Source organism: Rhodococcus sp. Leaf247 (genome assembly GCF_001426185.1).
GTDB lineage: Bacteria > Actinomycetota > Actinomycetes > Mycobacteriales > Mycobacteriaceae > Rhodococcoides.
This window is the reverse complement of record NZ_LMRP01000002.1, coordinates 965,873-991,760: the sequence shown is the minus strand read 5'-3', so window position 1 is coordinate 991,760 and position 25,888 is coordinate 965,873. Positions and strand designations below refer to the sequence as shown.

Here is a 25,888-nt window from a genome sequence, read left to right as displayed (position 1 = left end):
GCGACCCGGGGGGACCACGCACCAGAGGCGCCGAACGAGCAAGGGGGATTCCCGATGAGTATGGAAATGACCGCGTGGAACCAGATGTATCGGTCCATGCACACCGACGACAAGGGCAGACGTCCGTTCTCCCGCGTCACGGTGCGCCGGATCATGGTGTTCGCGCGGCCGCTCCGCACGCTGCTCATCGGATTCCTGGTGCTCAGCGTCGTCGCGGCGGTCCTCGCCGTGGCGACGCCGGTATTGGCCGGCCGCGTGGTCGACGCCATCGTGCAGGGCAAGGACTATCGGATCGTCCTGATCCTGGCCGTCGTCATCGCCGTCGTGGCGCTCCTCGATGCGGGGACGGGCCTGGTCAATCGCTGGCTGTCGTCGCGAATCGGGGAGAACCTGATCCTCGATCTCCGCACGCGGGTGTTCGACCACGTGCAGAAGATGCCGATCGCGTTCTTCACCCGCACCCGTACCGGCGCGCTGGTGAGTCGGTTGAACAACGACGTGATCGGTGCTCAGCGCGCGTTCAGTGGAACGCTCTCCGGTGTGGTCAGCAACGTGGTCACGTTGCTGCTGACGCTGGTCGTGATGGTCGGCATCTCCTGGCAGATCACGCTGCTCGCACTCCTGCTCCTCCCGGTGTTCGTCCTCCCCGCCCGACGGATGGGCACCCGGTTGGCGCGTCTGCAGCGGGAGGCCGCTGCCCACAACGCGGCCATGTCGACGCAGATGACCGAGCGCTTCTCCGCGCCCGGAGCGACACTGATCAAGCTGTTCGGGCGTCCCGACCACGAATCGTCGGAGTTCGCGCTGCGTGCAGGCCGAGTCCGCGACATCGGCGTTCGGTCGGCGATGGTGCAGACCGTCTTCGTCACGACGCTGACTCTCGTCTCGGCTCTCGCGCTCGCGCTGGTCTACGGGCTCGGAGGGTTCTATGCATTGCGCGGCCAGCTGGACGCCGGAGCCGTCGTCACGTTGGCGCTGCTGCTCACCAGGTTGTACGCACCGTTGACAGCTCTGGCGAGCGCGCGCGTCGACGTGATGAGCGCGGTCGTCAGCTTCGAGAGAGTGTTCGAGATCCTCGACCTCGATCCGCTGATCACGGATGCGCCCGATGCCCGGACGGTTCCGGAGGGTCCTGTCACCGTCGAGTTCGACGACGTCCGGTTCGCCTACCCGTCGGCGGACAAGGTGTCGTTGGCATCGCTCGAAGACGTGTCCGTGCTGGATTCGCGCGGCGGCGAGGAAGTGCTGCACGGAGTGTCGTTCCGCGCAGAGCCGGGCAAGATGGTGGCCCTGGTCGGGTCCTCGGGTGCCGGTAAGTCGACCATCGCACAGCTGGTCTCACGGTTGTACGACGTGGATTCCGGGGCCGTGCGGATCGGCGGTATCGACGTGCGAGACCTGACGGCGGAGTCGATCCGCCACACCGTCGGCATGGTGACGCAGGACGGGCACCTCTTCCACGAGACGCTGCGCTCCAATCTGACATTGGCGCGTCCCGATGCGACGGAGGACGACATCTGGTCCGCGCTCCGACGCGCACGACTCGAAGACCTGGTCCGATCCTTGCCCGACGGGCTCGAGACCGTGGTCGGTGAGCGCGGCTACCGCTTCTCGGGTGGAGAGCGCCAGCGGGTCACCATCGCACGGCTGCTGTTGGCTCAGCCGACTGTCGTGGTGCTCGACGAGGCCACGGCGTCGCTGGACTCCACGTCCGAGGCGGCGGTGCAGGAAGCGCTGTCCGAGGCCCTGGTGGGTCGGACGTCCATCGTCATCGCTCACCGTTTGTCCACCATTCGCGCGGCGGACCAGATCCTGGTGATCGAGGACGGGCGGGTCGCGGAGAACGGGACGCACGCGGAGCTGCTGGCCCGGTCGGGTCGTTATGCGCAGCTGTATCGCACGCAGTTCGACGAGCCCGTCCGGGCCTGAGCAGCAGCTCAGCAGGTGCTGGGCGCCGGAAGTCGAGCGAACCGGTCGTTCAGCCACTGCAGTGCTGCAGGCAATCCGAGCAGTGCAGCACTGAGGTGGTCCGGGCTGGGTGTGAGCAGCGTCTGCACCGGGGTTCCGGCGCGGCAGTACCGGGCGGTGGAGCTGTCGATGGCGTCGACGGGGATCAGCGCATCGGTCGGGCTGTGCCACTCGAAGATGGGCGCGCGGGGAACTCCGGGGTAGAGCTCGACGCTGTTCTCCTCCACCACGGCGCGTCCCTGCGGATCCGCGAAGACCGACCTGTTCGCGGTGATCTCCGCGGCGCTGTGGTTGGCACCCACGGACAGGATGTCGTTGGTGCAGGAGTTGGCGATCTGGTTCATCATCGACGTGCCCTGGGGAGTCAGGCTCTGCGACACCGGCATCCGGTCGGGGTACTCGCGGCCCAAGCCGATTGCCGCGGCCAGTGCGAGCCCGAACACGGGGTGAGGGGTGTTCTCGCCGAGCATGTAGGCCATCTTGACCAGGTTCATCGGAACGCCGCCCTGCGCGCTTCCCACGATGTCGAGTTCGGGTGCGTACGACGGTGCCAGTGCGGCAGCCCAGGCTGTGGCCATGCCACCACCGGAGTAGCCGCCCATGCCGATGGGACTGTTGCGCAACTGCAGCGGCTCGAAGTTCTTGGCGGCGCGGATGCCGTCGAGGGTGATCTGACCACCCATCTTGGCGGCGCCGTACGCACTGTTGGGGCCGAGGTGATCGGGCATGGCCACCGACCAGCCGCGGGAGAAGACGACGTTCAGCGCTGCAGCGTCGCGGATGACGACGTTCGGATCCTCCGAGTACAGCGCCTGCGACGGCGCGCACTTGAGGCCGAGTGCGTTGACGATCTGCTGGTACGACAGCAACGGGCCGTCGGGGGCCTTGACCTGGGGGATGAACACCGTGGTCACGCCGACGATGGGATTGCCCTCGCCGCCGGTGCTGCGGAAGGCGAGCTGCCAGGTGTTCACGCCGACGAAGTTCGGCGGATTCGGCATCGGACGGCTGGCCAGCACGGTGCCGGGAGCGAGGCCGGAGATGTCTCCCGGCGCCGAGTAGAACGGGTCGGCGTTGGGGATCGGATATTGCGCATCGGCCGATGCGGTGCCGGGAAGTGCGGCTGCGAACAGCGCCGCAGTGACGGTTGCCAACACGAGGCGACGAATGGATCTCACAGAACACTCCTACGAACCGACTGTGCGGTTATCGAACGACAGATGTAGTGAACACCGCCCGAGCGTCTGACTCCACCCGAGTTACCGACGCCCCCGCCTCGTTACCGAACCGTAAACAGCCACGCCGACGTAGGCAACCAGTAGAAGCGGTTCCTGTGTAGGCTCCAAAGTTCTTCGTTTCGCGTGTGGTCAGGTTTCGCGCCGCACATCCGCGATGCTCTTGTCCTCGCGCAGGCCCCGCCAGCTCGGATGCCGCAACGAACCGCCGTCGGTCCACTCGAAGAATCGGACCTCTCCGACCAGGGTCGGTGTCACCCATGTCGCGTCCCGACGATCGGCCGTCGGCAGTGGCCGGTCGAACGGGGACGTCTCGACCACCGTCGGTGTCAGCAGGTCCAGAAGTTCGTCGCGCTGACGCGCCGTGAACCCGGTGCCGACGCGTCCGACATAGCGCAGGCCGTCGTCCGACGGGATGCCCAGCAGCAGGGATCCGATACCGCCGCTGCGGGAACCCTGGCCTGCTCGCCACCCGCCGATCACGACCTCCTGCGTGCGCCAGTTCTTGACCTTGATCCATGCCGAGCTGCGGCGACCGACTTCGTACGTCGATTCCCGGCGCTTGGCGACGATGCCTTCCCAGCCGCGCCGCTCGCTCTCGGACAGCGCCCCGGCGGCCGTTCCCGGCATCAACGGAGACAGCGTGACCGTCTCGAGTCCGGACAGCAGGAGCTCGAGAATGCGCCGCCGGTCGGAGAACCGTTTGCCCGTCAGGTCGGTTCCGTCCAGGTACAGCACGTCGAAGCAGATGAACTGCACGTCGTCCGGATGCGCGTCCTGCAGCATCTGGAAGCTGGTGACCCCGTCCTCCCGGTAGACGACGGCCTCGCCGTCGAGGACGACGGCGTGATCGCTCAGATCGGCCGCCAACGCCGCGATCCCTGCGTAGCGACGCGTGAGGTCCTGCCCCGTCCTGCTCTCGAGCACGATGTCTCCGTGGTCGATCGTCGCCACGACGCGGACGCCGTCCCATTTCCCCTCGAACGACCACTCGTCCGCATCGAGCCCCGCCAGGTCGCCGGGGGAGGCCAGCATCGGGCGGAGATGCTTGGGGAGGTCCGCAGCGGGCTGATCTCCGGCGGATCCGGGTCGAGGTTTCATCCTGTGGACCAGCCACTGGTCCCCGTTCGTCCGGATCAGGGCGTACCGGCCGGTGATGCGTGAGCCGGTGAGCTCGACGATGACCTCGTCGTCCCTCCACTTCTCGGTGGTGAAGGTGCCGTGGTCCCACACGGTGACCTCACCGCCGCCGTATTCACCCTTCGGGATGGTGCCTTCGAAGTCGGCGTAGTCCATCGGGTGGTCCTCGGTGTGCACGGCCAGGTGGTTCTTCTTCTCGTCGGTCGGGAGGTTCTTCGGCACTGCCCAGGACACCAGGGCCCCGTCGTGTTCGAGTCGGAAGTCGTAGTGCAGGCGTCGCGCGTGGTGTTCCTGGATGACGAAGACGGGGTCGGTGGCGTCCTTCTTCTCGGTGCGTGTGGGGACGGGTTCCGGTGTGCGCGAGGCAGTTCGCTTGCCTCGGTACGGGCCGAGCGAGTCCGTGTCGGGCGTGGGATCGATCTCCGGGTCGAGTGCCGCGAGCAGGTCGCCGTCGCGGCGGTAACGCTCGAGGACGTCCTCGAAGCTCAGCTGTGCGAGGCCGCCCCCGGAGATTTCGTCCCAGGTCCGTGGTGCGGCAACTGTCGGCCGACTCCGTCCCCGCAGTGAATAGGGCGCGATGGTGGTCTTCTTGCCGTTGTTCTGACTCCAGTCGAGAAAGATCTTCCCGGGCCGGACGGCTTTCGACATCGAGGCGGTGACCAGGTCCGGCATCCGCTCTTCCAGAAGCGTCGCAACGCGTTTCGCGACCGTCGACGCGCCGGACGACGACACGGGTTTGTCCAGGGGGACGTAGAGGTGGATTCCCTTGCTGCCGCTCGTGAGGGGGAATGCGGTCAGTCCGATGCCGTCGATCATGCTGCGTACCTCGAGCGCGACCTCCGCGCACGTGTCGAGGTCGACTCCCTCGCCGGGGTCGAGGTCGAAGACGATGCGCGTCGCCTTCCCTTGCTCGTCGCCCTCGAATCGCCATTGCGGCACATGGGCTTCCAGTGAGGCCTGTTGTCCCAGCCATGCCAGATCCGCTGCGGTGTGGAACACCGGGTAGACGACCACTCGGTCGGAATGATGCAGACGACGACGGTCCAGCCAGTCCGGTGCGGACGCTGCGAGGTTCTTCTCGAAGAACGCTCCCGACTCGACGCCGTTCGGCCAGCGTTTACGGGTGACGGGCCGCCCCGCGAGGTGAGGCAGCATGGCGGGGGCGATCTCGACGTAGTAGTCGATCACCTCACCCTTGGTGGTGCCGGTCTCGGGGAACAGCACCTTGTCCACGTTGGTGAGCGGGATCCGCTGCCCTGCGACGTCGAGCGATGCCATGACGCCAGGATAGGTTGCGCGCCCGCCATGGTGGGTATGTTCGAGACGGTGACCGGGGCTTCCCGGATCCATCCTGCAAGCATCACCGCATCAAGGAATGAGGACCGCGTGGCCGGAGTGAACGTGTCGGTGGAATCGACGATGACACCGGACGAGGCATGGGCCAGGGCGTCCGACCTGTCGAGTTTCCAGGAGTGGATGACCATCTTCGGCGGGTGGCGCGGCCCCGTGCCGACCACCCTGAGCGAAGGCGTGACCATCGATTCGCTGATCAAGGTGAAGGGTTTCCGCAACGTCATCACGTGGACCATCACCGAGTACGACAAGCCCTACGAGATCGCGCTGCTCGGAAAAGGCAAGGGCGGCATCAAGATCGATCTGAAGATGTCGGTGGCGCCGAAGGATGCGGGCTCGGAGTTCACGCTCGACGCGAACTTCCGCGGCGGCTTGCTGTCCGGGCCGATCGGCGGGGTCGTGGCCAAGGTGCTCGAGTCCGACGTGCGTGACAGCGTCACCAATCTCGCGAAACTGGGTTAGACCACCCCGGCCGGAAGGTCCCCGATGACTGCTCCTCGCGACGCTCGACGTGTCCGACTCGCAACGTGGCCGACGCCCCTCGAACCGGCGCCGCGGTTGTCAGAGGCGATCGGCCTCCGGGCCGGTGATCTGCGGGTGAAGCGCGACGATCTCACCGGACTCGGAGCGGGCGGCAACAAGATCCGCAAACTGGAGTGGACGGTGGGCGCTGCGGTCGCCGACGGTGCCGACGTCCTGATCACCACCGGTGCGCCACAGTCCAACCACGCGCGGCTGACCGCGGCTGCGGCCGCCCGGCTGGGGCTGGACTCGGTCCTCGTGTTCCCGGGTGATCCACGACCTTTCGTGGGGAATCTGCTGCTCGACGCGCTGCTGGGCACCGTCATCGAGTGGATCGGTCCGATCGATGACGGGTCCGACACACAGACCGAACTCGATGCCGCAGCGCAGCGGGTCGCCGACAGGCTGCGACGGCAGGGTCGGCACCCCGCGATCATTCCGTTCGGTGGCTCGAACAGCGTCGGTGCACACGGGTACCGGCTCGCGGGGCACGAGATCCTCGAACAGGCGCCGGGCGTCGACCTGGTGGTGTGCGCGGTGGGGTCCGGCGGCACGATGGCCGGGCTGGTCGCCGGCCTCGGAGCCGATCACGTGCTGGGTGTCGACACGGGCGCGGTGCCCGATGCGGCAGATCGCGTGCGCCACATGCTGGGCGGCATGGACGGCGTGTCGGCGACGGCTGCACTGCGTATCCGCACCGATCAGGTGGGTGCCGGCTACGAGAGCCTCGCTGCGGGAGCCCGGCACGCGTCGACGATCGCGGCGCGCACGGAGGGCCTCGTCCTCGATCCGACCTACTCGGCGCGGGCACTCGCCGGACTGATCGCGGCAGTCGCCGACGGCGACGTCGTACCCGGAACCGACGTCGTGTTCCTCGCGAGCGGTGGTCTACCCGGCCTGTTCGGCCATCCGCAGGCGCAGGACCTCACCGTCGACTGATCGTCACGGCCGTCCGTCGGTTCTGCGCAACCACCACAGTGCCGCGATCGGCAGGATGACCGGGATGAACACGTACCCGGATCCGAAGTGCGACCACACGGTGGGTTCCGGGAACTCCTGCGGCACGACATAACTCGCGATGGACACGCCGATCACGCCGACGATCTCCACGATGCACGACACGGTGGCGATCCGGCGCGACACGACCGATGCTCGCGCCAGACAGACCGTGCCGACGATGTAGACGAGGGCGGCGAACGCCGACAGCAGGTACGCGACGGGAGCATCGTCGAACCGGGTGCCGATCTGCACGGCCGAGCGTGACGCCGCCGCGACGGAGAACAGGGCGTACAGCGCGATCAGCACGCGCCCCGGCCCGGAGCGGGTCGCCGTCTGCAGAGAGTCAGGCATGGCCGGCCCAGATCTGGTTCAGGCGAAGCACCATGACGGCCAGCGTGAGCGTGACGACGATCAGTACGGCCGTTCCGCCGCGGCTGCGATCTCCGAGGGACCACCACACACCGATGGGCAGCAGCAGAGCGAGCCCGACGAGGTAGGCGCCGAAGGTGACGGCGTGCACGTCACGGTCGGTGGTGGCCAGGGCGACGAATCCGACCACGGCCTGCGCGATCACCAGAAGCTCGATGCCCACGAGGAAGCGGAAGAACACGCGGTCGCTGCGGTTCGCCAGCAGGAGGGCCTTGTTGCGGACCAACTTCACCATCGCCCAGACGGCAGCGACGAGTGGCAGCACGTAGAGGGCGACCGTGATGGGAGTGAACATTGTGTCCTCAGTTTATCCCCGTCCGATTCGTCCCCCGGACGGCGGCGCATGTGTCCTGCGCGTTACCCGAGTGAGCAGGACGAAACCGGGCGTTGTTCCGCGGGTGACCATCCGGACATCGGTCGCGCTTGTACTTGTGCGTAGAGACGGATCGTCTCCCTCGCTCCCTCATCTTCGGAGGTTTCCAGTGGCCGCGTTCGATCAGACCATCCTCGACAACATGTCCGCTTCGCTCGCCGAGATTCCGCACCCGTCACTTCCCAAGGGCAGCAACATCTATGGCGGGACGAAGATCTTCCCCGACTACAAGGCGGAGGACGGGGAGTCCTACTTCACCCTGGTGCACGGTATCGCACACGAGTCGTCGGTCAGTTTCGTCGCGGTGCTCCAGGCCACCCGCGCCCTGCGCAAGGGGTACGAGTCGGCGATGTACTTCTACGGTCCGGGCGCGATCAACTGCCTCGCCACGCGCGGCTTCCCGACCACCGGGGACTCCGGCTTTCCCGGTGAGCAGAACATCAACGACGCGTTGGCGACGTTCATCTCCGAGGGCGGCACGGTGTTCTGCTGCCGCTTCGGACTCGCGCTGCACGGCGGCCGCGAGGAGGACTTGATCGAGGGCGTGATTCCCGCGCACCCGCTCGACGTGCAGGACGCGTTGATCCACTACGCCCGCAAGGGCGCGATCATCAACTCCACCTACATGGTCTGAGGCCGGTCCGATGTCCGTCACCCAGACCAGGAACCACCGCGTGGACCTCGCTCTTCTCGGTATCCGCGGCACTCCGCCCGTGCGGCGCACGGCCGGCGCGGGACCCAGCGACGACGGTCATGTCAGCATCGACGGCCTGGGCGCCGCACTGCCGCGCAACCCGTCGAGTCCGTACGTCCTGGACGGCGACCGGGTCCTGTTCGACGGCGACGACATCGGACTCGACATCGCCGCCATCGCCCGGCCGGCCTTCTACGACCTGACGACCGACGAGGGCGTCCTCTACGAGAAGCTGGCCAAACTGCACGGCAAGGGCGTCCTGGCGACGACGGTGGTGCAGACCTGCATCCGCTACGACGAGTCCCAGCGGTGCCGGTTCTGCTCCATCGAGGAATCGCTGCGCAGCGGCGCGACGGTGGCCGTCAAGAAGCCGGCCGATCTCGCCGCCGTCGCCGAGGCCGCGGTGCGGCTCGACGGCGTCACGCAGATGGTCATGACGACGGGCACCTCCGCCGGCACCGACCGTGGAGCGTTGCATCTGGCGCGCTGCGTCCGGGCCGTGAAGGCACGAGTTCCGGAGTTACCGATCCAGGTGCAGTGCGAACCTCCCGGTGACCTCGCCACCATCACGGAGTTGTACGACGCGGGTGCCCGGTCCATCGGTATCCACGTCGAGTCGCTCGACGAGGACGTCCGCCGGGCGTGGATGCCCGGCAAGGCGTCGGTACCGCTGGACGACTACCGCGCGGCATGGGTCGAGGCCGTCCGCGTCTTCGGCCGCAACCAGGTGTCGACGTACCTGCTCGTCGGCCTCGGTGAAGATCCGGACGAGCTGGTGGCGGGGGCCGCCGAGCTGATCGAGATGGGCGTCTATCCCTTCGTCGTCCCGTTCCGTCCGCATCCCGGCACGCTGGCGGTCGACGTCGACGGTGCCCGCGCACCCTCGTCGGATCTGCTCGCGGACGTCAGTACGAGGGTCGCCGAGGCGCTTGCCGACGCCGGAATGCTGGGCACCGATCAGAAGGCCGGATGCGCGGCGTGCGGTGCCTGCAGTGTGCTGCAGACGATGGGGGGCTGACATGGCGTCAGAACTGTCCATCCTGACGGGTGAACCGTCGACCGTCCTCGCGCCCTTCCTGGTGCGACCGGCGGAGTCGAACGCCGACCTGGGTGCCTACCGGCAACTCCGGCGCGAGTCGTTCGTCGTCGACCAGGGGTTGTTCGAGGGTTCCGATCGCGACGATGTCGACGACGATCCGCGGGCGACCGTGCTGGTCGCGACAGCCCCGGACGGCACGGTGCTGGGCGGCGTACGGGTGGCGCCGTGCACGGACGTCGACCTGGGGTGGTGGGCGGGTAGTCGTCTGGTGGTCGCGCGCGGAAGCCGGGGTCGGACGGTAGGTCCCGCGCTGGTGCGAGCTGCCTGCGCGTACGTGGAGACCCTCGGCGTCCTGCGTTTCGACGCGACGGTGCAACAGCAGTACGTGCCGATGTTCACCGAGCTCGGCTGGGAATCCGTGGGAGCCGCATGGATCGCCGACACGCCGCACGAGTCGATGCGGTGGCCCCTGCATACCGTGCAGCGACTGGTCGACTCCACCAAATCGATGCTCGCCCGCGTCCTCGCCCCGCTGGCGACGGGCCCACTGGGGCTGGGCGCCAGTGGTTTCCGAGGTGACGACGGCGTGCCGGTCCCCGGATCCGACATCGTCGCCGCGTGCGACGCCATTGTGCCGTCGATGGTCGAGCGCGATCCCGAATGGGCCGGGTGGTGCGCGGCACTGGTCAATCTGAACGATCTGTCGGCGATGGGCGCGACACCGGTCGGGATGCTCGACGCGGTCGGCGCTCCGACGACCTCTCTCCTGACGCGCGTGATTCGTGGATTGGCGCGTGCCGGGGACGCGTGGGGCGTGCCGGTCCTCGGTGGACACACCCAGGTGGGCGTTCCTGCGTCACTGTCCGTGACGGCACTCGGCAGAACGACCCGCCCCGTGCCCGCAGGAGGTGGACGCGTGGGCGACGACCTGCGACTGACCGCCGATCTCGGCGGTGGCTGGCGCGCCGGATACCAGGGTGCGCAATGGGATTCGTCGTCGACGAGGTCGCGGGACGATCTGGTGGCGATGGGATCGTTCGTGGCCCGCGCGGCTCCGCGAGCGGCCAAGGACGTCAGTATGGCCGGCTTCGCCGGCACGACCGGGATGATGGCCGAAGCGTCGGGGACGGGTGCGGAGATCGACGTCGCCCGGATACCACGCCCTGTCGGCGCAGATCTCGGCCGGTGGATCACGTGTTTTCCAGGGTTCGCGATGATCACCGCGGACCGGCCGGGACGCCGCGTCCCGGCCGCAGGACCGGCAACGTCGGCTGTGTGCGGCCGACTCACCAGGACGCCGGGCGTCACCTTGCGGTGGCCCGACGGCGTCGTCACCTCTGCGGTGTCCGCCGCAGTCACAGGATTGGGACGAGCATGAGCGAGATCGTGATATCGGTTGCGTCGGAACGCTTCGGCCGCGATATGGCCGAGTCCTACGCGACGATCGAGAGGAACATCGTCGAGGCACGACGACGCGGCAGTTCACTGCTCGTCCTGCCGGAGGCCTGCCTGGGTGGCTACCTCCCCAGCCTGGGCGGGGGTGAGGAGACGGAGGAGAAGCGGCAGCGACGGTTGCAGAACCTTCCGCCGGCCCTGGAACTCGACGGCCCGGAGATCGCCAGGGTCGCCGCGATGGCCGGAGACATGGTGGTGACTTTCGGATTCTGCGAGGCGGACGGACCGGTGCGGTACAACGCCGCGGTGACCGTCCACGGCGACGGTGTGCTGGGCTCCTACCGCAAGGTGCATCAGCCGCTGGGCGAGAACCTCTGCTACTCCGCAGGTTCGGAGTACCGGGCCTTCGACACACCGGTCGGCCGGATGGGGATGCAGATCTGCTACGACAAGGCCTTCCCGGAGGCCGCGCGGGAGATCGCTCTCGACGGTGCGGAGATCATCACCTCGCTGTCCGCATGGCCGACGTCGCGGACGGGTCGGGCTGCCGACATGGCGCAGGACAGGTGGAAGCTCCGTTTCGACATCTACGACCAGGCTCGTGCGCTCGAGAACCAGGTGGTCTGGGTCGCCGCGAACCAGGCGGGCTCGTTCGGCTCGCTCGACTTCGTCTGCAGCGCGAAGATCGTCGGGCCGGGCGGGGAAATCCTGGCGGGGACAGGCATCGAGCCCGGCCTGGCCACGGCCACGCTCGACGTCCAGCGTGCGATCGCCGCGGCTCGTGGCGGCGGTATGTACAACCTCAGGGATCGTCGACCGTCGATCTATGGGACCATCACTGACGAGGACAGCATGTCCCGCGTGGATCGGGTGATGAGCCGTGCCTGAGATGACGTTCACCGTGCTCTGGCCCAACGGGCTTCGACAGCAGTGCTATTCACCGTCGTTGGTCGTCCGCGACCACCTGACGGTGGGCGACCGTTACGAGATCGTCGACTTCGTCCAGCGCAGCAGGACGGCGCTGACGGAGGCGAGCGATCGGGTGATGGCCAAGTTCGGCTTCGCGTGCACCTCGGCCGCGGCCACGCTACGGGAGATCGAGACCACCGCAGCAGCATTCGACTCGGGCACGGTCCGAGTTCTCGACCTGGGAGGCCCGCGATGAGCGAACATCACAGCGCGATCGTCATCGGTGCGGGGCAGGCCGGGCTGTCGATGAGCTGGCACCTGACTCGCCGCGGCATCGACCACGTCGTCCTGGAGCGCGACACCGTCGCGCACGAATGGCTCGACGGTCGCTGGGACAACTTCACGTTGGTGACGCCGAACTGGCAGTGCGTACTGCCGGGCTACGCGTACGACGGTGACGATCCCGACGGGTTCATGACCCGGGATCTGGTGTACGACTTCGTGCGTCGGTACGCGGAGTCCTTCGATGCGCCGGTACGCGAGCACGTCACCGTCCTGAACGTCCAGCAGCGCCCCCGGGGCGGGTATTCGGTCTCTACTTCGTCAGGTGCGATGACGGCGGATCAGGTCGTGGTAGCCGTCGGTGGGTACCACATCCCGTCGATGCCTCGACTCGCCGAACGCATTCCGCCGTCGATCACGCAGATCCACTCGTCGGCGTACCGGAGCGCGAGCGCACTGCCTGCCGGCGGAGTCCTGGTGGTCGGCACCGGGCAGTCCGGGGCACAGATCGCCGAAGACCTCCATCTCGAGGGCCGCCAGGTGCACCTCGTCGCCGGATCCGCTCCCCGGGTGGCACGGTTCTACCGAGGGCGCGACTGTGTCGCGTGGCTGCAGGACATGGGGGTGTACGACGTCTCCATCTCCGCCCATGCCGGTGGACTGTCGAAGCGGGAGAGCACCAACCACTACGTCACGGGCCGTGACGGTGGACGCGACATCGACCTGCGGGCGTTCGCGGTGGACGGCATGCGGCTCTACGGCCGTCTCACCGACGTCGACCAGGACGGTCGGCTGCACTTCGCGCAGACCCTCGAACAGTCGCTCGACGCTGCCGATGCCGTGTCCGAGGGCATCAAGAACGACATCGACGCGTACATCGCCAGGGCGGGTCTCGATGCTCCCGTCGAGGAGCGGTACACGCCGGTGTGGCGGCCGGAGGTCGAACCCACGGAACTCGACCTCGCGGCCGAGGGAGTCACGTCCATCGTGTGGGCCGTCGGTTTCCGACGCGACTACCGGTGGCTGAAGGTGGGTGTGTTCGACGGTGAGGGTCACCCGGCCCACACACGCGGGGTGACCGCGGCTCCGGGCCTGTACTTCCTCGGCCTGCCCTGGCAGAACACCTGGGGCTCCGGACGTTTCGCGGCGGTGGCGCGCGATGCCGAATACCTGGGCGAGCAGGTGGCGGCCGGCGCACGCGTGCCGGCGCGAGTCTGAGTGCACCGGTGGCCCCCATCCGAGCAGCGGCGCTCGCAGGTCATTTCGGCAGGGACGTCGAACGGTCTCTGGAGAAGATCCTGGGCATCATCGGTCATGCGCACGATCGCAAGATCGACCTCCTGGTGCTTCCCGACGCGTGTCTCGGTGGGTACATCGGCGATCTGAACAACCCGGACCTGGACGAGTTGCCGCCCGCTCTGGACGAGGACGGTCCGGAACTGTCCGGCATCGCGGCCGCGGCGCGCTCGATGACCGTGTGCGTCGGCTACACCGAGCGGGCCGGAGATCAGCGGTACAACGCCGCGGTGTGCCTTACCGGTGACGGCGTGTTGGGGAGTCACCGCAAGGTGCACCAGCCTGCCGGGGAGTCCCTGGCATATTCGGCGGGAAACGGCTTCTCGGCGTTCGACACACCGGTGGGGCGGATGGGCATGCTGATCGACTACGACAAGACGTTCCCCGAGTCGTCGCGCACGTTGGCGCTGGACGGCGCGCGTATCGTCGCGGCGCTGTCGGCGTGGCCCGCCAGTGTGACCGATCGAGCGTCGAAGTTGGCCAACGACAGGCAGTCCCGTCTGTTCGACCTCTACGACGCCGCACGTGCCGCGGAGAACCAGGTCGTGTTGCTGTCCTCGAACCACACGGGGGTGATGGGCTCGTTGCGCTTCCTCGGGCAGGCGAAAGTGGTGGGCCCCGGCGGCGACGTACTCTGCCGTACCCGCGACAAGGGCGGGCTGGCGTGTTGCGACATCGATGTCGATGCGGAGGTGGACCGCGCGCGGAGGGTGTTGCGCCATCTCGACGAGCGGCGCCCCGACGCGTATCACCGGGAGGTCTCGTGCGCATCGCACTTCTGACCTACTCGACGAAGCCGCGCGGCGGAGTGGTGCACACCGTCGAACTGGCCGAAGCCCTCTCGCGGGCCGGAGCCGAGGTCACCGTGTGGTCTCTGGCTCGCGGCGGAGACGAGGGTTTCTACCGCACCGTCGACCCGTCGGTCCGGGTGCGGTTGGTTCCGTTCCCCCCGCGTGACGACGAGTCGGTGGGCGAGCGCATCCTCCGCTCGATCCGGGTGATGCGCGAGGCGTTCGACCCGGCCGACGCCGACATCGTGCACGCGCAGGACTGCATCACGGCCAACGCTGTCGGACGGTGCATCCGCACGATCCACCACCTCGAGAACTTCACGACACCCGAGCTGGCGGCGTGTCACGAACGCGCGATCGTCGAGCCCTACGCCCATATCTGCGTCTCGCGGGCCGTGGCCGACGAGGTCCGGGCCGGCTGGGGTTTCGAGCCGACGGTCATCCCGAACGGGGTGGACCACGTGAGGTTCGCGTCGGCGCGGGGTGACGACTGGCGTGCGCGCCTGGGCAGGTACGTCCTGGCCGTCGGCGGCATCGAGCCGCGGAAGGGCAGCATCGATCTGCTCGACGCCTATGCCGTTCTCCAGCACCGCCATCCCGACGTCCGACTGGTCTTCGCCGGCGGTGAGACGCTGTTCGACTACCGCGGATACCGGGCGGAGTTCGATGCGCGTGCGGGCCGGGCCGCGGTGGCCCCCGTCGTGATGGGGACCGTCGACAACGATGTGCTTCCGTCCCTCGTCGCCGGGGCGTCGGCGTTCGCGTTCCTGTCCACGAAGGAGGGATTCGGCCTCGCCGCGATGGAGGCTCTCGCCGCGTCGGTTCCCGTGGTGGTGCGAGACCTCCCGGTCTTCCGGGAAGTGTTCGGCGACGCGGTGCGGTACGGAGGCGACGCCGAGGAGACGGCCGAGGCGCTCGAGGATGCGATGGGCTCCAGCGATCGGGCAGTGGCTGGACGTGCGCTCGCCGCCGCAGCGGACTGGGACGACGCGGCAGCCCGGCATCTGGAGTTCTACGAACGCATGTCCCCGGCGTTCGGGGACTCCGCCGACGCGTGAGCGTCGACGGTGGCGTCGTAGAAGAGTTGGACGAACGACGAGGGCGCTGCACGCCTCTTCTCGGGTCTGTCGTGCTCGCGATCGTCGGGTGATGTCGACATGAATGGTCCCCTCCGAACACTCTCATCTACTGAATAGTTGAACAACTGAGAGAGTACCCGCCGCGCCGACGGCGTGCAGAGGGGATTTTGATGTGACCCACTTCTCATCGCCGACGAAGTATGTTAAGACATACAGACATGGATTGAGCGCCTCGCAGGGCTGGAGGCCACACGCCGACGATGGGATGTCATGTCTTCGCAAGTCACCGGTACGGGAAGTTCGCTCCCGGCCGACTCTCCCGGCCCGCATTCACGACGACTCGGGGTCATCGCCGTCGTGGCGACCTTCGGTGGTCTGCTCTTCGGCTACGACACCGGCGTCATCAACGGCGCGCTGGAGCCGCTGAAGGAGGACCTGTCCCTGACGTCGTTCACCGAGGGGTTCGTCGTCAGCATCCTGATCTTCGGAGCGGCGATCGGCGCCCTGGTCGGAGGCCGGCTGTCGGACAAGTACGGGCGTCGCCACAACATCCTGATGCTGGCGGGCGTCTTCGTCCTCGGCACGCTCGGATGTGTTCTCGCGCCGTCGTGGGAAGTACTCGCGGTGTTCCGCTTCGTCCTCGGCCTGGCCGTCGGTGGCGCATCCGCGACGGTGCCGGTGTACCTCTCGGAGGTCTCACCGTTCGAGCGCCGCGGCTCACTGGTCACCCGTAACGAGGTCATGATCGTCAGTGGCCAGTTCGCCGCTTTCGTCATCAACGCCCTGATCTTCAATATCTGGGGCGACCACGAGTCCGTCTGGCGGTACATGCTTCTGGTCGCGGTGCTACCGGCCTTCGCTCTCTTCTTCGGGATGCTGCGCATGCCCGAAAGTCCGCGCTGGTTGGTCTCGCAGGGCAGGGACGACGACGCGTTGGCCGTGCTGAAGCAGGTGCGCTCACCGGAACGCGCCGAGGCCGAGATGGCAGAAGTCCACGCGCTCGCCGAGGAGGAGAAGCTCTCCCAGACCGGCGGAGCGGCAGACCTGTCCGTGCGGTGGATCAGACGGTTGATCTTCATCGGCGTCGGACTCGGTGTCTTCCAGCAGTTCACCGGCATCAACTCCGTGATGTACTACGGCACCCAGCTGCTCGGTGATGCCGGGTTCTCCAGCAGCGCAGCAATTCTCGCGAACACGCTCAACGGTCTGTTCAGTGTCCTCGGCATCACCGTCGGACTGTTCATCATGAACAGGGTGAACCGTCGCACGATGCTGATCGCGGGGTTCTCGCTGACGACGTTCTTCCATCTGCTGGTCGGGCTGTCGGCCCTTCTGCTTCCCGACGGCACCGCGAAGGCCTACTTCATCCTCGTCTTCGTCGTTCTCTTCGTCTTCTGCATGCAGGGGACCATCGGGCCGCTGGTGTGGCTGATGCTCGCGGAGATCTTCCCGTTGAAGATCCGCAGCTTCGCCATCGGTGTCTGTGTGTTCATGCTCTGGATCGCCAATGCTGCGGTCGCACTGGCATTCCCACCGGTGGTGGAGGCGCTGGGCATCGCGCCGACGTTCTTCATCTTCGTCGGACTCGGCATTCTGGCCATGGTCTTCATCGTCACCCAGGTGCCCGAGACCCGCGGCCAGAGTCTGGAACACTTGGAAGCTCGCTTCCGCCGCGAATACTCCTGACACGACCGACACACGAAAGGTAGGTGACACGTCATGGCAGTGCTGGTAGCAGTGACCGACAGCGACGAGGGGCGTCACGCATTGAGGGAGGGCGTGCGTGAAGCACGCATGCTGGACACCGACGTGATCGCGGTGAACCTGACTCTCGGAGCGCTCGACACCGGCGACCTCGACGACGACGTACCGGTGCGCGTGATCGAGCGCGCCGGGCGCGAGGACCGCGATCCTGTGGTGGCGGTCATCGACGAGATCGATGCGCACCCGCAGGTGACGCGCCTGGTGATCGGTATCAAGAAGCGCAGTCGCGTCGGAAAAGCATTGCTGGGCAGCGTCAGTCAGCGACTGCTGATGACGTCACCGGTCCCGGTTCTCACCGTTCGGCCCGACTGAGCCGAACGGCGAGCGGGGATCGATCAGACCGTGCAGAGCGGGCGGATCTCGTTGCTGCCCTCGGTGGTCGGAGACGTCAGCAGCAGGCACGCGTTGTAGCCGCGGCTCTCGACGACGCTGCGGATCTGCTTCCACTGATCGGTGCTCACCTGCGGCGAGCGCGACAGGACGAAGCCCGACGTGCGGAACGGGTCGCCCACCAGTGCCCACGAGTAGTCGTCGGCGATGTAGGTGACGATGTAGTTGGTCGGGCCCTCGGGGTTGTCCTGGGTGGGAACGCCGGGGAAGCTCACGTGCAGCTGCGCCTGCGTGACCGGATCGTTCACCCGGGCGTTGCCGATGATCTCGTTGGCTCCGCCGTCCCAGCGAGTGCAGTTGTTCTGCACGCGCACGTTACTGGGGTCGAGCAGCTGGTAGTTGGCCCTGGTGTCCTTGGCGCAGTTGAGGTTGAACGGCTGCGGCACGGCAGCGATCTGCCACCAGTCACCCGTGTAGCGCTGGACGTCGAGCTGCTGGATCGGCTGCAGAGGTTCGAACAACGGCTGCGCGGAGGCCGCGCTGCCTCCGGCCAGAACCGCGCCGGTGACGAGCGCTCCGGCGACAGCCGTGCGGATGATGCTTCGGATCATGGGGTAACTCCTTCTCGAGTGGTGCTGTGACTGTCTTCGGAGTGGGGGTCCGGTGTGGTCGGCCACCAGATGCGGGGCCCGACGAGAGTGAAGAGCGCGGGGATCACGACAGTGCGCACGACGAACGTGTCCAGCAGGATGCCGAGACCGACCACGATGCCCAGCTGGGTGAGCAGGATCAGCGGCAGCACGCCCAGGACGGCGAACACGGCGGCGAGCACGATGCCGGCGCTGGTGATGACAGCACCGGTCGACGCGACCGCGCGGACGATCCCCGTTCGGGTGCCGTGAGTGGGTGTCTCCTCACGAGCCCTGGTCACCAGGAAGATCGTGTAGTCGACGCCCAGTGCGACCAGGAACAGGAAGCCGAACAGCGGGACGTTGTCACCGAGGGCAGGGAACCCGAAGACGTGTTGGCTGACCCAGCTTCCGACGCCCAGGGCAGCGAGGGTGCTGAGGACCGTCGTCGCGACGAGGACGATCGGCGCCAGTAGAGACCGCAGCAGTGCGATCAGCACCAGCAGGACCACCAGCAGGATCACGGGAATGATCACGAGGCGATCGCGTGCCGCGGCGTCGGACGTGTCCAGCGCCTGCGCGTCGCTGCCGCCCACCACGGCGTCGGCTCCCGGGATCTCTCCGACCGTCGCCCGCACGTTCCGGACCGCGTCGAACGCGCCGTCGGACGACGGTTCTGCGCCCAGAACCACCGACAATTCCGTGAGTCCGGTCTCGGAGGTGGCGGTCTGCGTCACCGACACCACACCGTCGGTGCCCCGCACCGCGGACTCGACCTGCTGCGCGGAATCGGTGTTCGCGACGACGATCGTCGGATCCGACTGCCCGGCCGGGAAGTGGTCGGCCAGAGTGTCGATGCCGTCGACGGATTCGGCGGTGACGCGGAACTGCTCGGTCTGTGACAGCCCGACGTTCGTGCCGATCAGCCCGAGGATGCAGACGGCCAGTGCTACCACGGAGACGACGGCCGCGCGGCCGGGCCGACGGCCGACGGCGTTGGCCACTCGGAAGAAGACGCCCTTCTCGGTCGGCTCCGGATCGCCGACGCGAGGAACGAACGGCCAGAACAGCTTCCGGCCACACAGTGACAGCAGTGGAGGCAACACGAAGAGGACGAAGACGGCAGCGACGACGAGACCGGCGGCGGCCAGTCCGCCGAGGCTGCGCGTACTGGGCAGGGTGCCCAGGAGGAGTGTGAGCAGCGCCAGGACGACCGTCGCGTTGCTGGCCACGATGGCGGGGCCGGCCCGTCGGACGGCATGCCGCAGCGCAACCCGGTGATCTGCCTCGCGGCGCAGTTCCTCGCGGTAGCGGGAGATGAGCAGGAGCGCGTAGTTGGTTCCTGCGCCGAACACCAGGACGCTCGTGATGCCGGAGGTACTGCCGTCGAAGGAGAGCCCCGTCAGGTCCGAGACCGCGGTACCGACCGTCGTGGCCACGCGGTCACCGAAGCCCACGACGAGCAGCGGAACGAGCCACAGCACCGGTGATCGATAGGTGGCGATGAGCAGCAGCGCGACGACCAGGGCCGTGACAGTCAGCAGGACGAAGTTCGCGCCGGAGAAGGAGTCGGCGATGTCGGCGGCGAAGGCGGGTCCGCCGGTGACCTGGAGTGTCAGTTCCGCGGGCAGGCCGTCGGTGGCTGCGGACCGGAGATCGGTGACCAACTCGGCCAAGCCGGCGCCGTTCGCTTCCGTCGACACTTGGACGGGCGCGATGGCTGCTTCGCCGTCGGGTGCGGGGATGACGGGGGCGTCCTGCACCGACGGATCGACGCCTCTGTCGACGGCGTTCATCCGCTCCCGCGCGGCTGCGACGTCCGCCAGGTCCTGCTCGGACAGCGCGCCACCGTCGGTACGGGTCGCCACGAGAATGACCGGTGACAGGTCGGCGTCGGGGAAGTCCTGCAGGAGTGCGTCGACCTGTGCTGACTCGGCATCCGCCGACAGGGAGGTGGGCGAACTCTCGGCGGCGGAATTGCTGCCGATCGCGCCCATGAACCCGCCCGATGCGAGCACGACGAGGAGGGCGACGATCCAGGATCGGCGTCCGGACACCAGTCCGGCGATGCGGTCCCACACGGAGTTCTCGTTCACGCCCGCCAGTGTCTCAGTCTGTTGATCATTAAGCAACTGAAGTAATATGGACGGCAGTGTGGCGAGTACGCTGACGCCGGGGTTCGCGAAGGAGCATGAGTGTCGGAGCTGGATCGGTCGGACGGCGATGCCGCACGGCGCGAACTCGAATCGCTGATCGCCGCCGACATGCGCGCCATGACCGCGGAGTCGGATCAGCTGGGACGAGTGTTCGGAGCTCGGCACCACCTCAATGCGAACGACTTCCGGGCTCTGCTGCACATCATGGTCTCCGACGTCGGCGGACGCCCCGTCTCTCCCGGTGAATTGGGTTCACTGCTCGGACTGTCGTCCGCGGCGATGACCTACCTCGTCGAACGCATGATCGTGTCCGGCCACATCCGCCGCGAACCCGACGTCCGTGACCGTAGACGCGTCATTCTCCGCTACGACGAGCCCGGAATGGACGTCGCTCGACAGTTCTTCGGTCCGCTGGGGCAGCACGTCTCACAGTCTCTCGCGGACCTCCCGGACGACGACCTGGCCGCGGCGCACCGCGTCTTCGGTGCGCTCACCGATGCGATGCAGACGTATCACCGGGAGATCAAAAGCGCCGAATGATGCTCGGCAACCGCACAGTTTCCGATCGGGCTCGACGGGTAGCCGAGCCGGATGCCCGCTGTCAGAGTTGCCACCGATCGTGGCTTCGCCGCGACCGTCGCCGACTCGATCGTCACCGGTCTCGACGGATCGACCACGCGCGACGGAGATCTGCTCACCGTCCACCGGGTGACCGTCCCCCTGCCTCCGGTGCGGAGCGGAAGCCCTGATCTCGACACCTGGTCGTCCCTGCTCGGTCACACCGGAGGGAGCGAGGACACCGTGACTGTGTGTGTCTCCGAGATACCGCGCCGTGTGCGCTCGCGCCCCGTCCTCGCCGAGATAGTCCGGCCGTCGATGGTGGTGATCTACGTCCCGTCGTTCGGCATCCACCGGGTCGCGCGACGTGCGCGCGCCGTCACGCTGGCCGCTCTGGGCGCGCTGCGCGACTCCACCGGTGTCGACCGACCCGATCCCGCCACCGGTCTGGCGCACTGGTCCACCGTGTCCGGCCACGACGCCCTGGTGGCGCCCGCCCTGCTGGGGCATGCGCGGGTGGTCGCGGGCATGATCCGCACCAACCGCCCGTGGAGGCTGGTACCGACGCTGTCGGGCGCGCTCGCCGCGGCGACTGCGACGTCCGCATTCGGCCTCTTCTACTCGAGCATCTGGCAGATGGCGGCGTCGATGTCGATCGTGCGCCTGACCGCGGTGTCCGCCACTGCTCTGCTCGCCGTCACAGCGTGGCTCATCTTCCCGAACAGTCTGTGGGAGAAGCGCACTCGGCGCGAGCGAGGGATCGACCGCACGATGTACAACCTCGCCACCCTCGGTACGGTCGTCGCCGGAGTCGTCACCATGTACGCGGTCCTGTTCCTGGTGGTCGGCGCCGCGGCCGCGGTGGTGATCTCTCCGTCGTTCCTGTCCGAACGGATCGGGCGTTCGGCGAACGTCGCCGACTACGTGCGCCTGGCATGGCTCTCGGCATCGCTGGGCACCGTGGCGGGTGCCGTCGGCAGCACCGTGGCCGACCAGGAGCAGATTCTCTGCGCGACGTTCGGACACCGCGAGTTCTTGCGTCGACGCGCGGCGGCCGGCCGATTGGACGACACGCGGGACCACGCCGACTCGTGATCACCGAATTACGCTCGGAGAGTTGGCTAGTCGACCAACTTCTGGGCGAACATGACGATGATGTCGCTGGGACCGCGCAGGTAGGTCAGCTTGTACACGCCCTCGTAGTTCGCGACACCGCGCAGCGGAAAGCACCCGTGCCGGGCGGCGATCGCGAGCGCCTCGTCGATGTCGTCCACAGCGAAGGCGACCCGGTGCATGCCGACCTGATACGGGAGCGTCGGTTCCGCCTCGATCATCGTGGGATGGCGGTTCTGGAACAGCTCGATGCGGCCGGTCCGGTCCGGAGTCTCGAGCATCGCGATGTCCGCGTGATTGCCGTCGACTCCCACGGCGGTATCGGCCCACTCACCGCTGACGGTGTCGCGGCCCAGCAGGGTCAGTCCGAGGTCGGTGAAGAACGCGACGGCCGCGTCGAGATCGCGGACGGCGATCCCGACGTTCTCCAGACGGATCGGCATCAGCGCGCGGTGTGCTCGACGATGACGGCCTTGACGCGCTCCACGTCCGCGGGAACGACGTCGAAACGCTGCGGAAGATCCTCGATGCCGTCGAAGGCCGCCGGCCGTTCGGGTTCCTCACCGAGAGCTTCGCGGACGATGTCCGCGAACTTCGCCGGCAGTGCGGTCTCCAGCACGATCATCGGGATGCCCTCCCGAAGATTGCGGCGGGCCACGACGACGCCGTCGGCCGTGTGCGGGTCGATGGTCACCCCGTAGCGGTCCTTCACGTCGCGGATCGTCGCGACGCGATCGGCGTGCGTACTGCGCCCGGAGACGAAGCCGAACTCGGCGATCCGATCGAACTCCGCGGTGCCGGAGAAGTCGAAGCCGCCGTCGGTGTCGAGCGCGCGGAACAGCTCGCCGAGCCGGGCCGCGTCCTGATCGACCAGGTCGTAGAGGAAGCGCTCGAAGTTCGACGCCTTGGAGATGTCCATGCTCGGGCTCGAGGTGTGGTGCGTCTCGGCGGGCGACCGCGGGCGGTAGACGCCGGTGCGGAAGAACTCGTCGAGGACGTCGTTCTCGTTCGTCGCGACGACCAGCTGATCGATGGGAAGGCCCATGCATCGTGCGATGTGTCCGGCGCAGACGTTGCCGAAGTTGCCCGACGGGACCGAGAACGACACCTTCTGTCCGGGTCCGTCGGTGGCGAGCAGCCACCCGTGCACGTAGTAGACGACCTGCGCGACGACGCGAGCCCAGTTGATGGAGTTGACGGTGCCGATCGCGTGGTGTGCCTTGAACTCGGCATCCTTGGACACCGCCTTGACGATGTCCTGGCAGTCGTCGAAGTTGCCCTCGACGGCCAGGTTGACGATGTTGTCGTCCTGCAGGCTGAACATCTGGGCGCGCTGGAAGCTGCTCATCCGTCCGTGCGGACTCAACATGACGACGCGGATACGGTTCTTGCCCCGCATCGCGTGTTCGGCGGCGCTACCGGTGTCCCCGGAGGTGGCGCCCAGGATGTTCAGCTCGTTGCCGCTCGCGGCGAGGGTGTACTCGAAGAGATTGCCGATGAGCTGCATGGCCATGTCCTTGAAGGCCAGCGTGGGCCCGTTGGACAGTCCGAGCAGCTTCAGCGGTGCACCGTCCTCGTCTCCGAGAGTGCGCAGCGGGGTGATCAGCGAGACGTCGTCACCCTCGCGGCCGTTGCAGTACACCTCGGCGGTGTACGTGCGGCGCGTGATGTCGTGGAGATCGTCGGCCGGGATGTCGTCCGCGAACTTCGAGAGGACCGCGAACGCGAGGTCGGCGTAGGACAGCCCGCGCCACGACTCGAGCTCGTCGGCGGTCAGCTGCGGGTACTCCGACGGCAGGTAGAGGCCCCCGTCGGGCGCGAGACCTCCGAGGAGGATGTCCGAGAAGTGCTGGGGCAGGTTGTGACCCCGCGTCGACTGATACTGCATCACGTGACTCTCTTCGTCCGGGTGGAGGCGCGGTCAACCTTGCCATATCGCTGAATCGGCACGCGCCAGCTCCGTGCGGATCGCCTCGACGAACCTCTCGACGTCGGCCTCGGTGGTGTCGAAGGAACACATCCAGCGGACCTCGCCGCGGGAGGCGTCCCAGTCGTAGAACCGGAAGCGCTCGCGGAGGCGGTCCGCCACACCGGCCGGCAGGGTGGCGAAGACGGCATTCGCCTGTGTCGGTTGGCTGAACCCGAGGCCCGGTGCGTCGCCCGCGTCGACGAGTGCCTCGAGGGACGAGCGCAGACGGGCGGCCATCGAGTTGGCGTGCGACGCCGAGCGGAACCACAACCCGCGGTCCTCACCCGGCTCGAGCAGAGCGATGAGCTGAGCGGCACCGAACCGCATCTTCGACGCCAGCTGCATATCGAGCTTGCGCAGGTACGTGATCCCCTCGGACGCCGACGGGTCGAGCACCACGATGGCCTCGCCGAAGATGAGGCCGTTCTTGGTGCCGCCGAAGGACAGGACATCGACACCCACATCCGTGGTGATGGCGCGGAGCGGAACGTCGAGCGCCGCGGCCGCGTTCGCGATGCGAGCTCCGTCGACGTGCAGTCGCATGCCGTATCCGTGAGCGTGGTCCGCGACGGCCCTGATCTCGTCCGGCGTGTAGACGGTGCCCAGTTCGGTGGACTGCGTGATCGACACGACCAGCGGCTGCGCGCGGTGCTCGTCGCCCCAGCCGTACGCCTCGCGGTCGATCAGCTCCGGGGTCAGCTTCCCGTCGGGTGAGTCGACCGTCAGCAGCTTGATGCCGCCGACTCGCTCGGGTGCCCCGCCCTCGTCGCCGTTGATGTGGGCGGTCGACGCGCAGACGACGGCGCCCCAGCGGGGGAGCATCGACTGCAGTCCGACGACGTTGGCGCCGGTGCCGTTGAAGACCGGGAAGACGGCGATGTCCGGACCGAAATGCTCGACGAAGACCTCGTCCAGACGCCTGCTGTAGTCGTCTCCGCCGTACGCGACCTGGTGACCGCCGTTCGCGGCGGCGAGAGCGTCGAGGACTTCCGGGTGCACGCCCGCATAGTTGTCGGACGCGAAACCGCGGACGGTGCTGTCATGCAGAGAGATCACCGAGTCATTCTCGCTCCGGCCCGGGTTGGCAGTGCGGGCACCACCACGTACGGCGTCGCTCCGGATCCCCGGGCACCTCGGCGACGACGCGGATCGTCGTGCCGCATCGGAGGCAGGGTTTGCCGGCGCGACCGGCGACCCAGTGCTGTCGACCGGGCCGCGTGTCCCCGGTGGTCACCTGCATGGCCCGCGGAGTGGAGACGGAGTGCCGCATCGCTTTCCGGGTCAAGGCCACCAATTTGTCGGCGTCGACCTCGGTCGCCGGGACCCACGGGCCGAGACCGCGGAGAAAACACAGTTCGTTCGCCCACAGGTTGCCGGGTCCCGCCATCACGCGCTGATCGAGCAGCACCGCGACGACCGGACGGGGATCGCGTCGGACGTTGGCCGCCGCGAGTGCGGCATCGAAGTCGTCGTGCAGCGGGTCGGGCCCGAGGTAGGCGAGCCCGGCGTCGGCGTCGGCCGTGGTGGAGAAGTCCACGACCGGCAACATCAGGCCGTACGCCGTCGGGCCGTCCCTGACGGCGAGCCGGACACGGACGTCCGGATCGAGTCGACGGGGAAGGTGACGGCCGGGTCGGGTGATCGTCCACGACCCGGTCATCTTCAGATGGGTGCGCAGGGTGAGATCGCCGTCGATGTCCGTCAGCAGGTGCTTCCCGTGCGTGCGGTGGCGGAGGACGGTGCGACCGGCGAGATCCGCGGTGGCGTGTGCGGGGACGTTCAATCGCCCCGCGATAAGGACCTTGCCGTCGAGTGCCGCACGCAACCGTGCCGCGAGTGCGAAGACGGTGTCACCCTCGGGCACG

At 67.6% G+C, this 25,888-nt stretch carries 25 protein-coding genes; 15 read left to right on the top strand and 10 right to left on the bottom strand.

The window, feature by feature from the left end; translation table 11 throughout:
- The first annotated feature begins 54 nt into the window (after positions 1–54).
- Positions 55–1,929, top strand: coding sequence for an ABC transporter ATP-binding protein (locus tag ASG64_RS13995; RefSeq protein ID WP_056074098.1), 1,875 nt, complete (start codon positions 55–57; stop codon positions 1,927–1,929).
- 8 nt (positions 1,930–1,937) lie between these two features.
- Here ASG64_RS13995 and ASG64_RS13990 read toward each other — a convergent pair whose 3' ends face one another.
- Together ASG64_RS13990 and ASG64_RS13985 are read right to left on the bottom strand one after the other, a co-directional pair.
- Positions 1,938–3,146: a lipase family protein gene (locus ASG64_RS13990; protein ID WP_056074097.1), complete on the bottom strand. Its 1,209-nt coding sequence runs from the start codon at positions 3,144–3,146 to the stop codon at positions 1,938–1,940.
- 189 nt (positions 3,147–3,335) lie between these two features.
- Positions 3,336–5,621 carry an ATP-dependent DNA ligase gene (locus ASG64_RS13985; protein ID WP_056074096.1) on the bottom strand — a complete coding sequence of 762 codons (2,286 nt, stop codon included), beginning with the start codon at positions 5,619–5,621 and terminating at the stop codon, positions 3,336–3,338.
- A 108-nt stretch (positions 5,622–5,729) separates the two neighbouring features.
- On the opposite strand from ASG64_RS13985, the gene ASG64_RS13980 reads away from it, so the two are divergent.
- Positions 5,730–6,158 carry a type II toxin-antitoxin system Rv0910 family toxin gene (locus ASG64_RS13980; RefSeq protein ID WP_042576259.1) on the top strand — a complete coding sequence of 143 codons (429 nt, stop codon included), beginning with the start codon at positions 5,730–5,732 and terminating at the stop codon, positions 6,156–6,158.
- A gap of 24 nt (positions 6,159–6,182) precedes the next feature.
- A complete protein-coding gene (locus tag ASG64_RS13975; RefSeq protein ID WP_056074095.1) occupies positions 6,183–7,157 on the top strand; it encodes a pyridoxal-phosphate dependent enzyme in 975 nt (324 codons plus the stop codon).
- Between the two features lie 3 nt (positions 7,158–7,160).
- Here the strand turns inward: ASG64_RS13975 and ASG64_RS13970 are convergent, their stop codons facing one another.
- A complete protein-coding gene (locus tag ASG64_RS13970) occupies positions 7,161–7,568 on the bottom strand; it encodes a hypothetical protein (RefSeq protein WP_042576257.1) in 408 nt (135 codons plus the stop codon).
- Positions 7,561–7,941 (bottom strand): hypothetical protein, encoded by a 381-nt coding sequence (locus ASG64_RS13965; RefSeq protein WP_042576256.1) that lies wholly within the window; start codon positions 7,939–7,941, stop codon positions 7,561–7,563. Before ASG64_RS13965 ends, ASG64_RS13970 begins: the two co-directional genes overlap by 8 nt.
- 187 nt (positions 7,942–8,128) lie before the next feature.
- On the opposite strand from ASG64_RS13965, the gene ASG64_RS13960 reads away from it, so the two are divergent.
- From ASG64_RS13960 to ASG64_RS13915, 10 genes are all read left to right on the top strand, one after another.
- Entirely contained in the window at positions 8,129–8,653 is a 525-nt protein-coding gene (locus ASG64_RS13960; RefSeq protein WP_042576255.1) for an MSMEG_0572/Sll0783 family nitrogen starvation response protein, read from the top strand.
- A gap of 10 nt (positions 8,654–8,663) precedes the next feature.
- Positions 8,664–9,731, top strand: a complete 1,068-nt coding sequence (locus ASG64_RS13955; RefSeq protein ID WP_056074094.1) for an MSMEG_0568 family radical SAM protein — start codon at positions 8,664–8,666, stop codon at positions 9,729–9,731.
- A 1-nt stretch (position 9,732) separates the two neighbouring features.
- Positions 9,733–11,130: an MSMEG_0567/sll0787 family protein gene (locus ASG64_RS13950; protein ID WP_056074093.1), complete on the top strand. Its 1,398-nt coding sequence runs from the start codon at positions 9,733–9,735 to the stop codon at positions 11,128–11,130.
- The gene (locus tag ASG64_RS13945) at positions 11,127–12,035 is read left to right on the top strand and encodes a carbon-nitrogen hydrolase family protein (RefSeq protein WP_056074092.1); all 909 of its coding nucleotides are present in this window, start codon (positions 11,127–11,129) and stop codon (positions 12,033–12,035) included. The genes ASG64_RS13950 and ASG64_RS13945 overlap by 4 nt, the downstream gene beginning before the upstream one ends.
- Positions 12,028–12,312, top strand: a complete 285-nt coding sequence (locus tag ASG64_RS13940) for an MSMEG_0570 family nitrogen starvation response protein (protein WP_056074091.1) — start codon at positions 12,028–12,030, stop codon at positions 12,310–12,312. The genes ASG64_RS13945 and ASG64_RS13940 overlap by 8 nt, the downstream gene beginning before the upstream one ends.
- Complete coding sequence (locus ASG64_RS13935) at positions 12,309–13,556, top strand: MSMEG_0569 family flavin-dependent oxidoreductase (RefSeq protein WP_056074090.1); 1,248 nt, start codon at positions 12,309–12,311, stop codon at positions 13,554–13,556. Before ASG64_RS13940 ends, ASG64_RS13935 begins: the two co-directional genes overlap by 4 nt.
- 8 nt (positions 13,557–13,564) lie before the next feature.
- Positions 13,565–14,416, top strand: coding sequence for a carbon-nitrogen hydrolase family protein (locus ASG64_RS13930; RefSeq protein ID WP_056074089.1), 852 nt, complete (start codon positions 13,565–13,567; stop codon positions 14,414–14,416).
- Complete coding sequence (locus ASG64_RS13925; RefSeq protein WP_056074088.1) at positions 14,398–15,483, top strand: MSMEG_0565 family glycosyltransferase; 1,086 nt, start codon at positions 14,398–14,400, stop codon at positions 15,481–15,483. The genes ASG64_RS13930 and ASG64_RS13925 overlap by 19 nt, the downstream gene beginning before the upstream one ends.
- A gap of 291 nt (positions 15,484–15,774) precedes the next feature.
- On the top strand, positions 15,775–17,190 hold the full coding sequence (locus ASG64_RS13920) for a sugar porter family MFS transporter (protein ID WP_056074087.1): 1,416 nt from the start codon (positions 15,775–15,777) through the stop codon (positions 17,188–17,190).
- A 33-nt stretch (positions 17,191–17,223) separates the two neighbouring features.
- The gene (locus ASG64_RS13915) at positions 17,224–17,580 is read left to right on the top strand and encodes a universal stress protein (RefSeq protein ID WP_042576247.1); all 357 of its coding nucleotides are present in this window, start codon (positions 17,224–17,226) and stop codon (positions 17,578–17,580) included.
- A 23-nt stretch (positions 17,581–17,603) separates the two neighbouring features.
- Here the strand turns inward: ASG64_RS13915 and ASG64_RS13910 are convergent, their stop codons facing one another.
- A complete protein-coding gene (locus tag ASG64_RS13910; protein ID WP_042576246.1) occupies positions 17,604–18,209 on the bottom strand; it encodes a lipocalin family protein in 606 nt (201 codons plus the stop codon).
- Positions 18,206–20,284, bottom strand: coding sequence for an MMPL family transporter (locus ASG64_RS13905; RefSeq protein WP_056074389.1), 2,079 nt, complete (start codon positions 20,282–20,284; stop codon positions 18,206–18,208). Before ASG64_RS13905 ends, ASG64_RS13910 begins: the two co-directional genes overlap by 4 nt.
- 207 nt (positions 20,285–20,491) lie before the next feature.
- Between ASG64_RS13905 and ASG64_RS13900 the strand changes: the two genes are divergently transcribed.
- Positions 20,492–20,923 carry a MarR family winged helix-turn-helix transcriptional regulator gene (locus ASG64_RS13900; RefSeq protein ID WP_042576370.1) on the top strand — a complete coding sequence of 144 codons (432 nt, stop codon included), beginning with the start codon at positions 20,492–20,494 and terminating at the stop codon, positions 20,921–20,923.
- A gap of 51 nt (positions 20,924–20,974) precedes the next feature.
- Entirely contained in the window at positions 20,975–22,036 is a 1,062-nt protein-coding gene (locus ASG64_RS13895; RefSeq protein WP_056074086.1) for a hypothetical protein, read from the top strand.
- A 26-nt stretch (positions 22,037–22,062) separates the two neighbouring features.
- On the opposite strand, the gene ASG64_RS13890 is transcribed toward ASG64_RS13895, so the two are convergent.
- The 4 genes from ASG64_RS13890 to ASG64_RS13875 are packed head-to-tail and all read right to left on the bottom strand — an operon-like array spanning position 22,063 to position 25,887.
- Entirely contained in the window at positions 22,063–22,497 is a 435-nt protein-coding gene (locus tag ASG64_RS13890) for a VOC family protein (protein ID WP_056074085.1), read from the bottom strand.
- The gene (gene thrC, locus ASG64_RS13885; protein WP_056074084.1) at positions 22,497–23,942 is read right to left on the bottom strand and encodes a threonine synthase; all 1,446 of its coding nucleotides are present in this window, start codon (positions 23,940–23,942) and stop codon (positions 22,497–22,499) included. Before thrC ends, ASG64_RS13890 begins: the two co-directional genes overlap by 1 nt.
- 33 nt (positions 23,943–23,975) lie before the next feature.
- A complete protein-coding gene (locus ASG64_RS13880; RefSeq protein WP_056074083.1) occupies positions 23,976–25,079 on the bottom strand; it encodes a threonine aldolase family protein in 1,104 nt (367 codons plus the stop codon).
- A 4-nt stretch (positions 25,080–25,083) separates the two neighbouring features.
- Positions 25,084–25,887, bottom strand: coding sequence for a DNA-formamidopyrimidine glycosylase family protein (locus ASG64_RS13875; protein ID WP_056074082.1), 804 nt, complete (start codon positions 25,885–25,887; stop codon positions 25,084–25,086).
- Between the last annotated feature and the right edge of the window lies 1 nt (position 25,888).

Excerpts from the sequence above, each read along its gene's own strand:
- ASG64_RS13945 (WP_056074092.1), top strand. The coding sequence starts at position 11,127 with ATGAGCGAGATCGTGATATCGGTTGCGTCGGAACGCTTCGGCCGCGAT.
- ASG64_RS13975 (WP_056074095.1), top strand. The coding sequence starts at position 6,183 with ATGACTGCTCCTCGCGACGCTCGACGTGTCCGACTCGCAACGTGGCCG.
- ASG64_RS13950 (WP_056074093.1), top strand. The coding sequence starts at position 9,733 with ATGGCGTCAGAACTGTCCATCCTGACGGGTGAACCGTCGACCGTCCTC.
- ASG64_RS13955 (WP_056074094.1), top strand. The coding sequence starts at position 8,664 with ATGTCCGTCACCCAGACCAGGAACCACCGCGTGGACCTCGCTCTTCTC.
- ASG64_RS13915 (WP_042576247.1), top strand. The coding sequence starts at position 17,224 with ATGGCAGTGCTGGTAGCAGTGACCGACAGCGACGAGGGGCGTCACGCA.
- ASG64_RS13970 (WP_042576257.1), bottom strand. The coding sequence starts at position 7,568 with ATGCCTGACTCTCTGCAGACGGCGACCCGCTCCGGGCCGGGGCGCGTG.
- ASG64_RS13995 (WP_056074098.1), top strand. The coding sequence starts at position 55 with ATGAGTATGGAAATGACCGCGTGGAACCAGATGTATCGGTCCATGCAC.
- ASG64_RS13890 (WP_056074085.1), bottom strand. The coding sequence starts at position 22,497 with ATGCCGATCCGTCTGGAGAACGTCGGGATCGCCGTCCGCGATCTCGAC.
- thrC (WP_056074084.1), bottom strand. The coding sequence starts at position 23,942 with ATGCAGTATCAGTCGACGCGGGGTCACAACCTGCCCCAGCACTTCTCG.
- ASG64_RS13895 (WP_056074086.1), top strand. The coding sequence starts at position 20,975 with ATGCCCGCTGTCAGAGTTGCCACCGATCGTGGCTTCGCCGCGACCGTC.
- ASG64_RS13985 (WP_056074096.1), bottom strand. The coding sequence starts at position 5,621 with ATGGCATCGCTCGACGTCGCAGGGCAGCGGATCCCGCTCACCAACGTG.
- ASG64_RS13920 (WP_056074087.1), top strand. The coding sequence starts at position 15,775 with ATGTCTTCGCAAGTCACCGGTACGGGAAGTTCGCTCCCGGCCGACTCT.
- ASG64_RS13910 (WP_042576246.1), bottom strand. The coding sequence starts at position 18,209 with ATGATCCGAAGCATCATCCGCACGGCTGTCGCCGGAGCGCTCGTCACC.
- ASG64_RS13935 (WP_056074090.1), top strand. The coding sequence starts at position 12,309 with ATGAGCGAACATCACAGCGCGATCGTCATCGGTGCGGGGCAGGCCGGG.
- ASG64_RS13900 (WP_042576370.1), top strand. The coding sequence starts at position 20,492 with ATGCGCGCCATGACCGCGGAGTCGGATCAGCTGGGACGAGTGTTCGGA.
- ASG64_RS13965 (WP_042576256.1), bottom strand. The coding sequence starts at position 7,941 with ATGTTCACTCCCATCACGGTCGCCCTCTACGTGCTGCCACTCGTCGCT.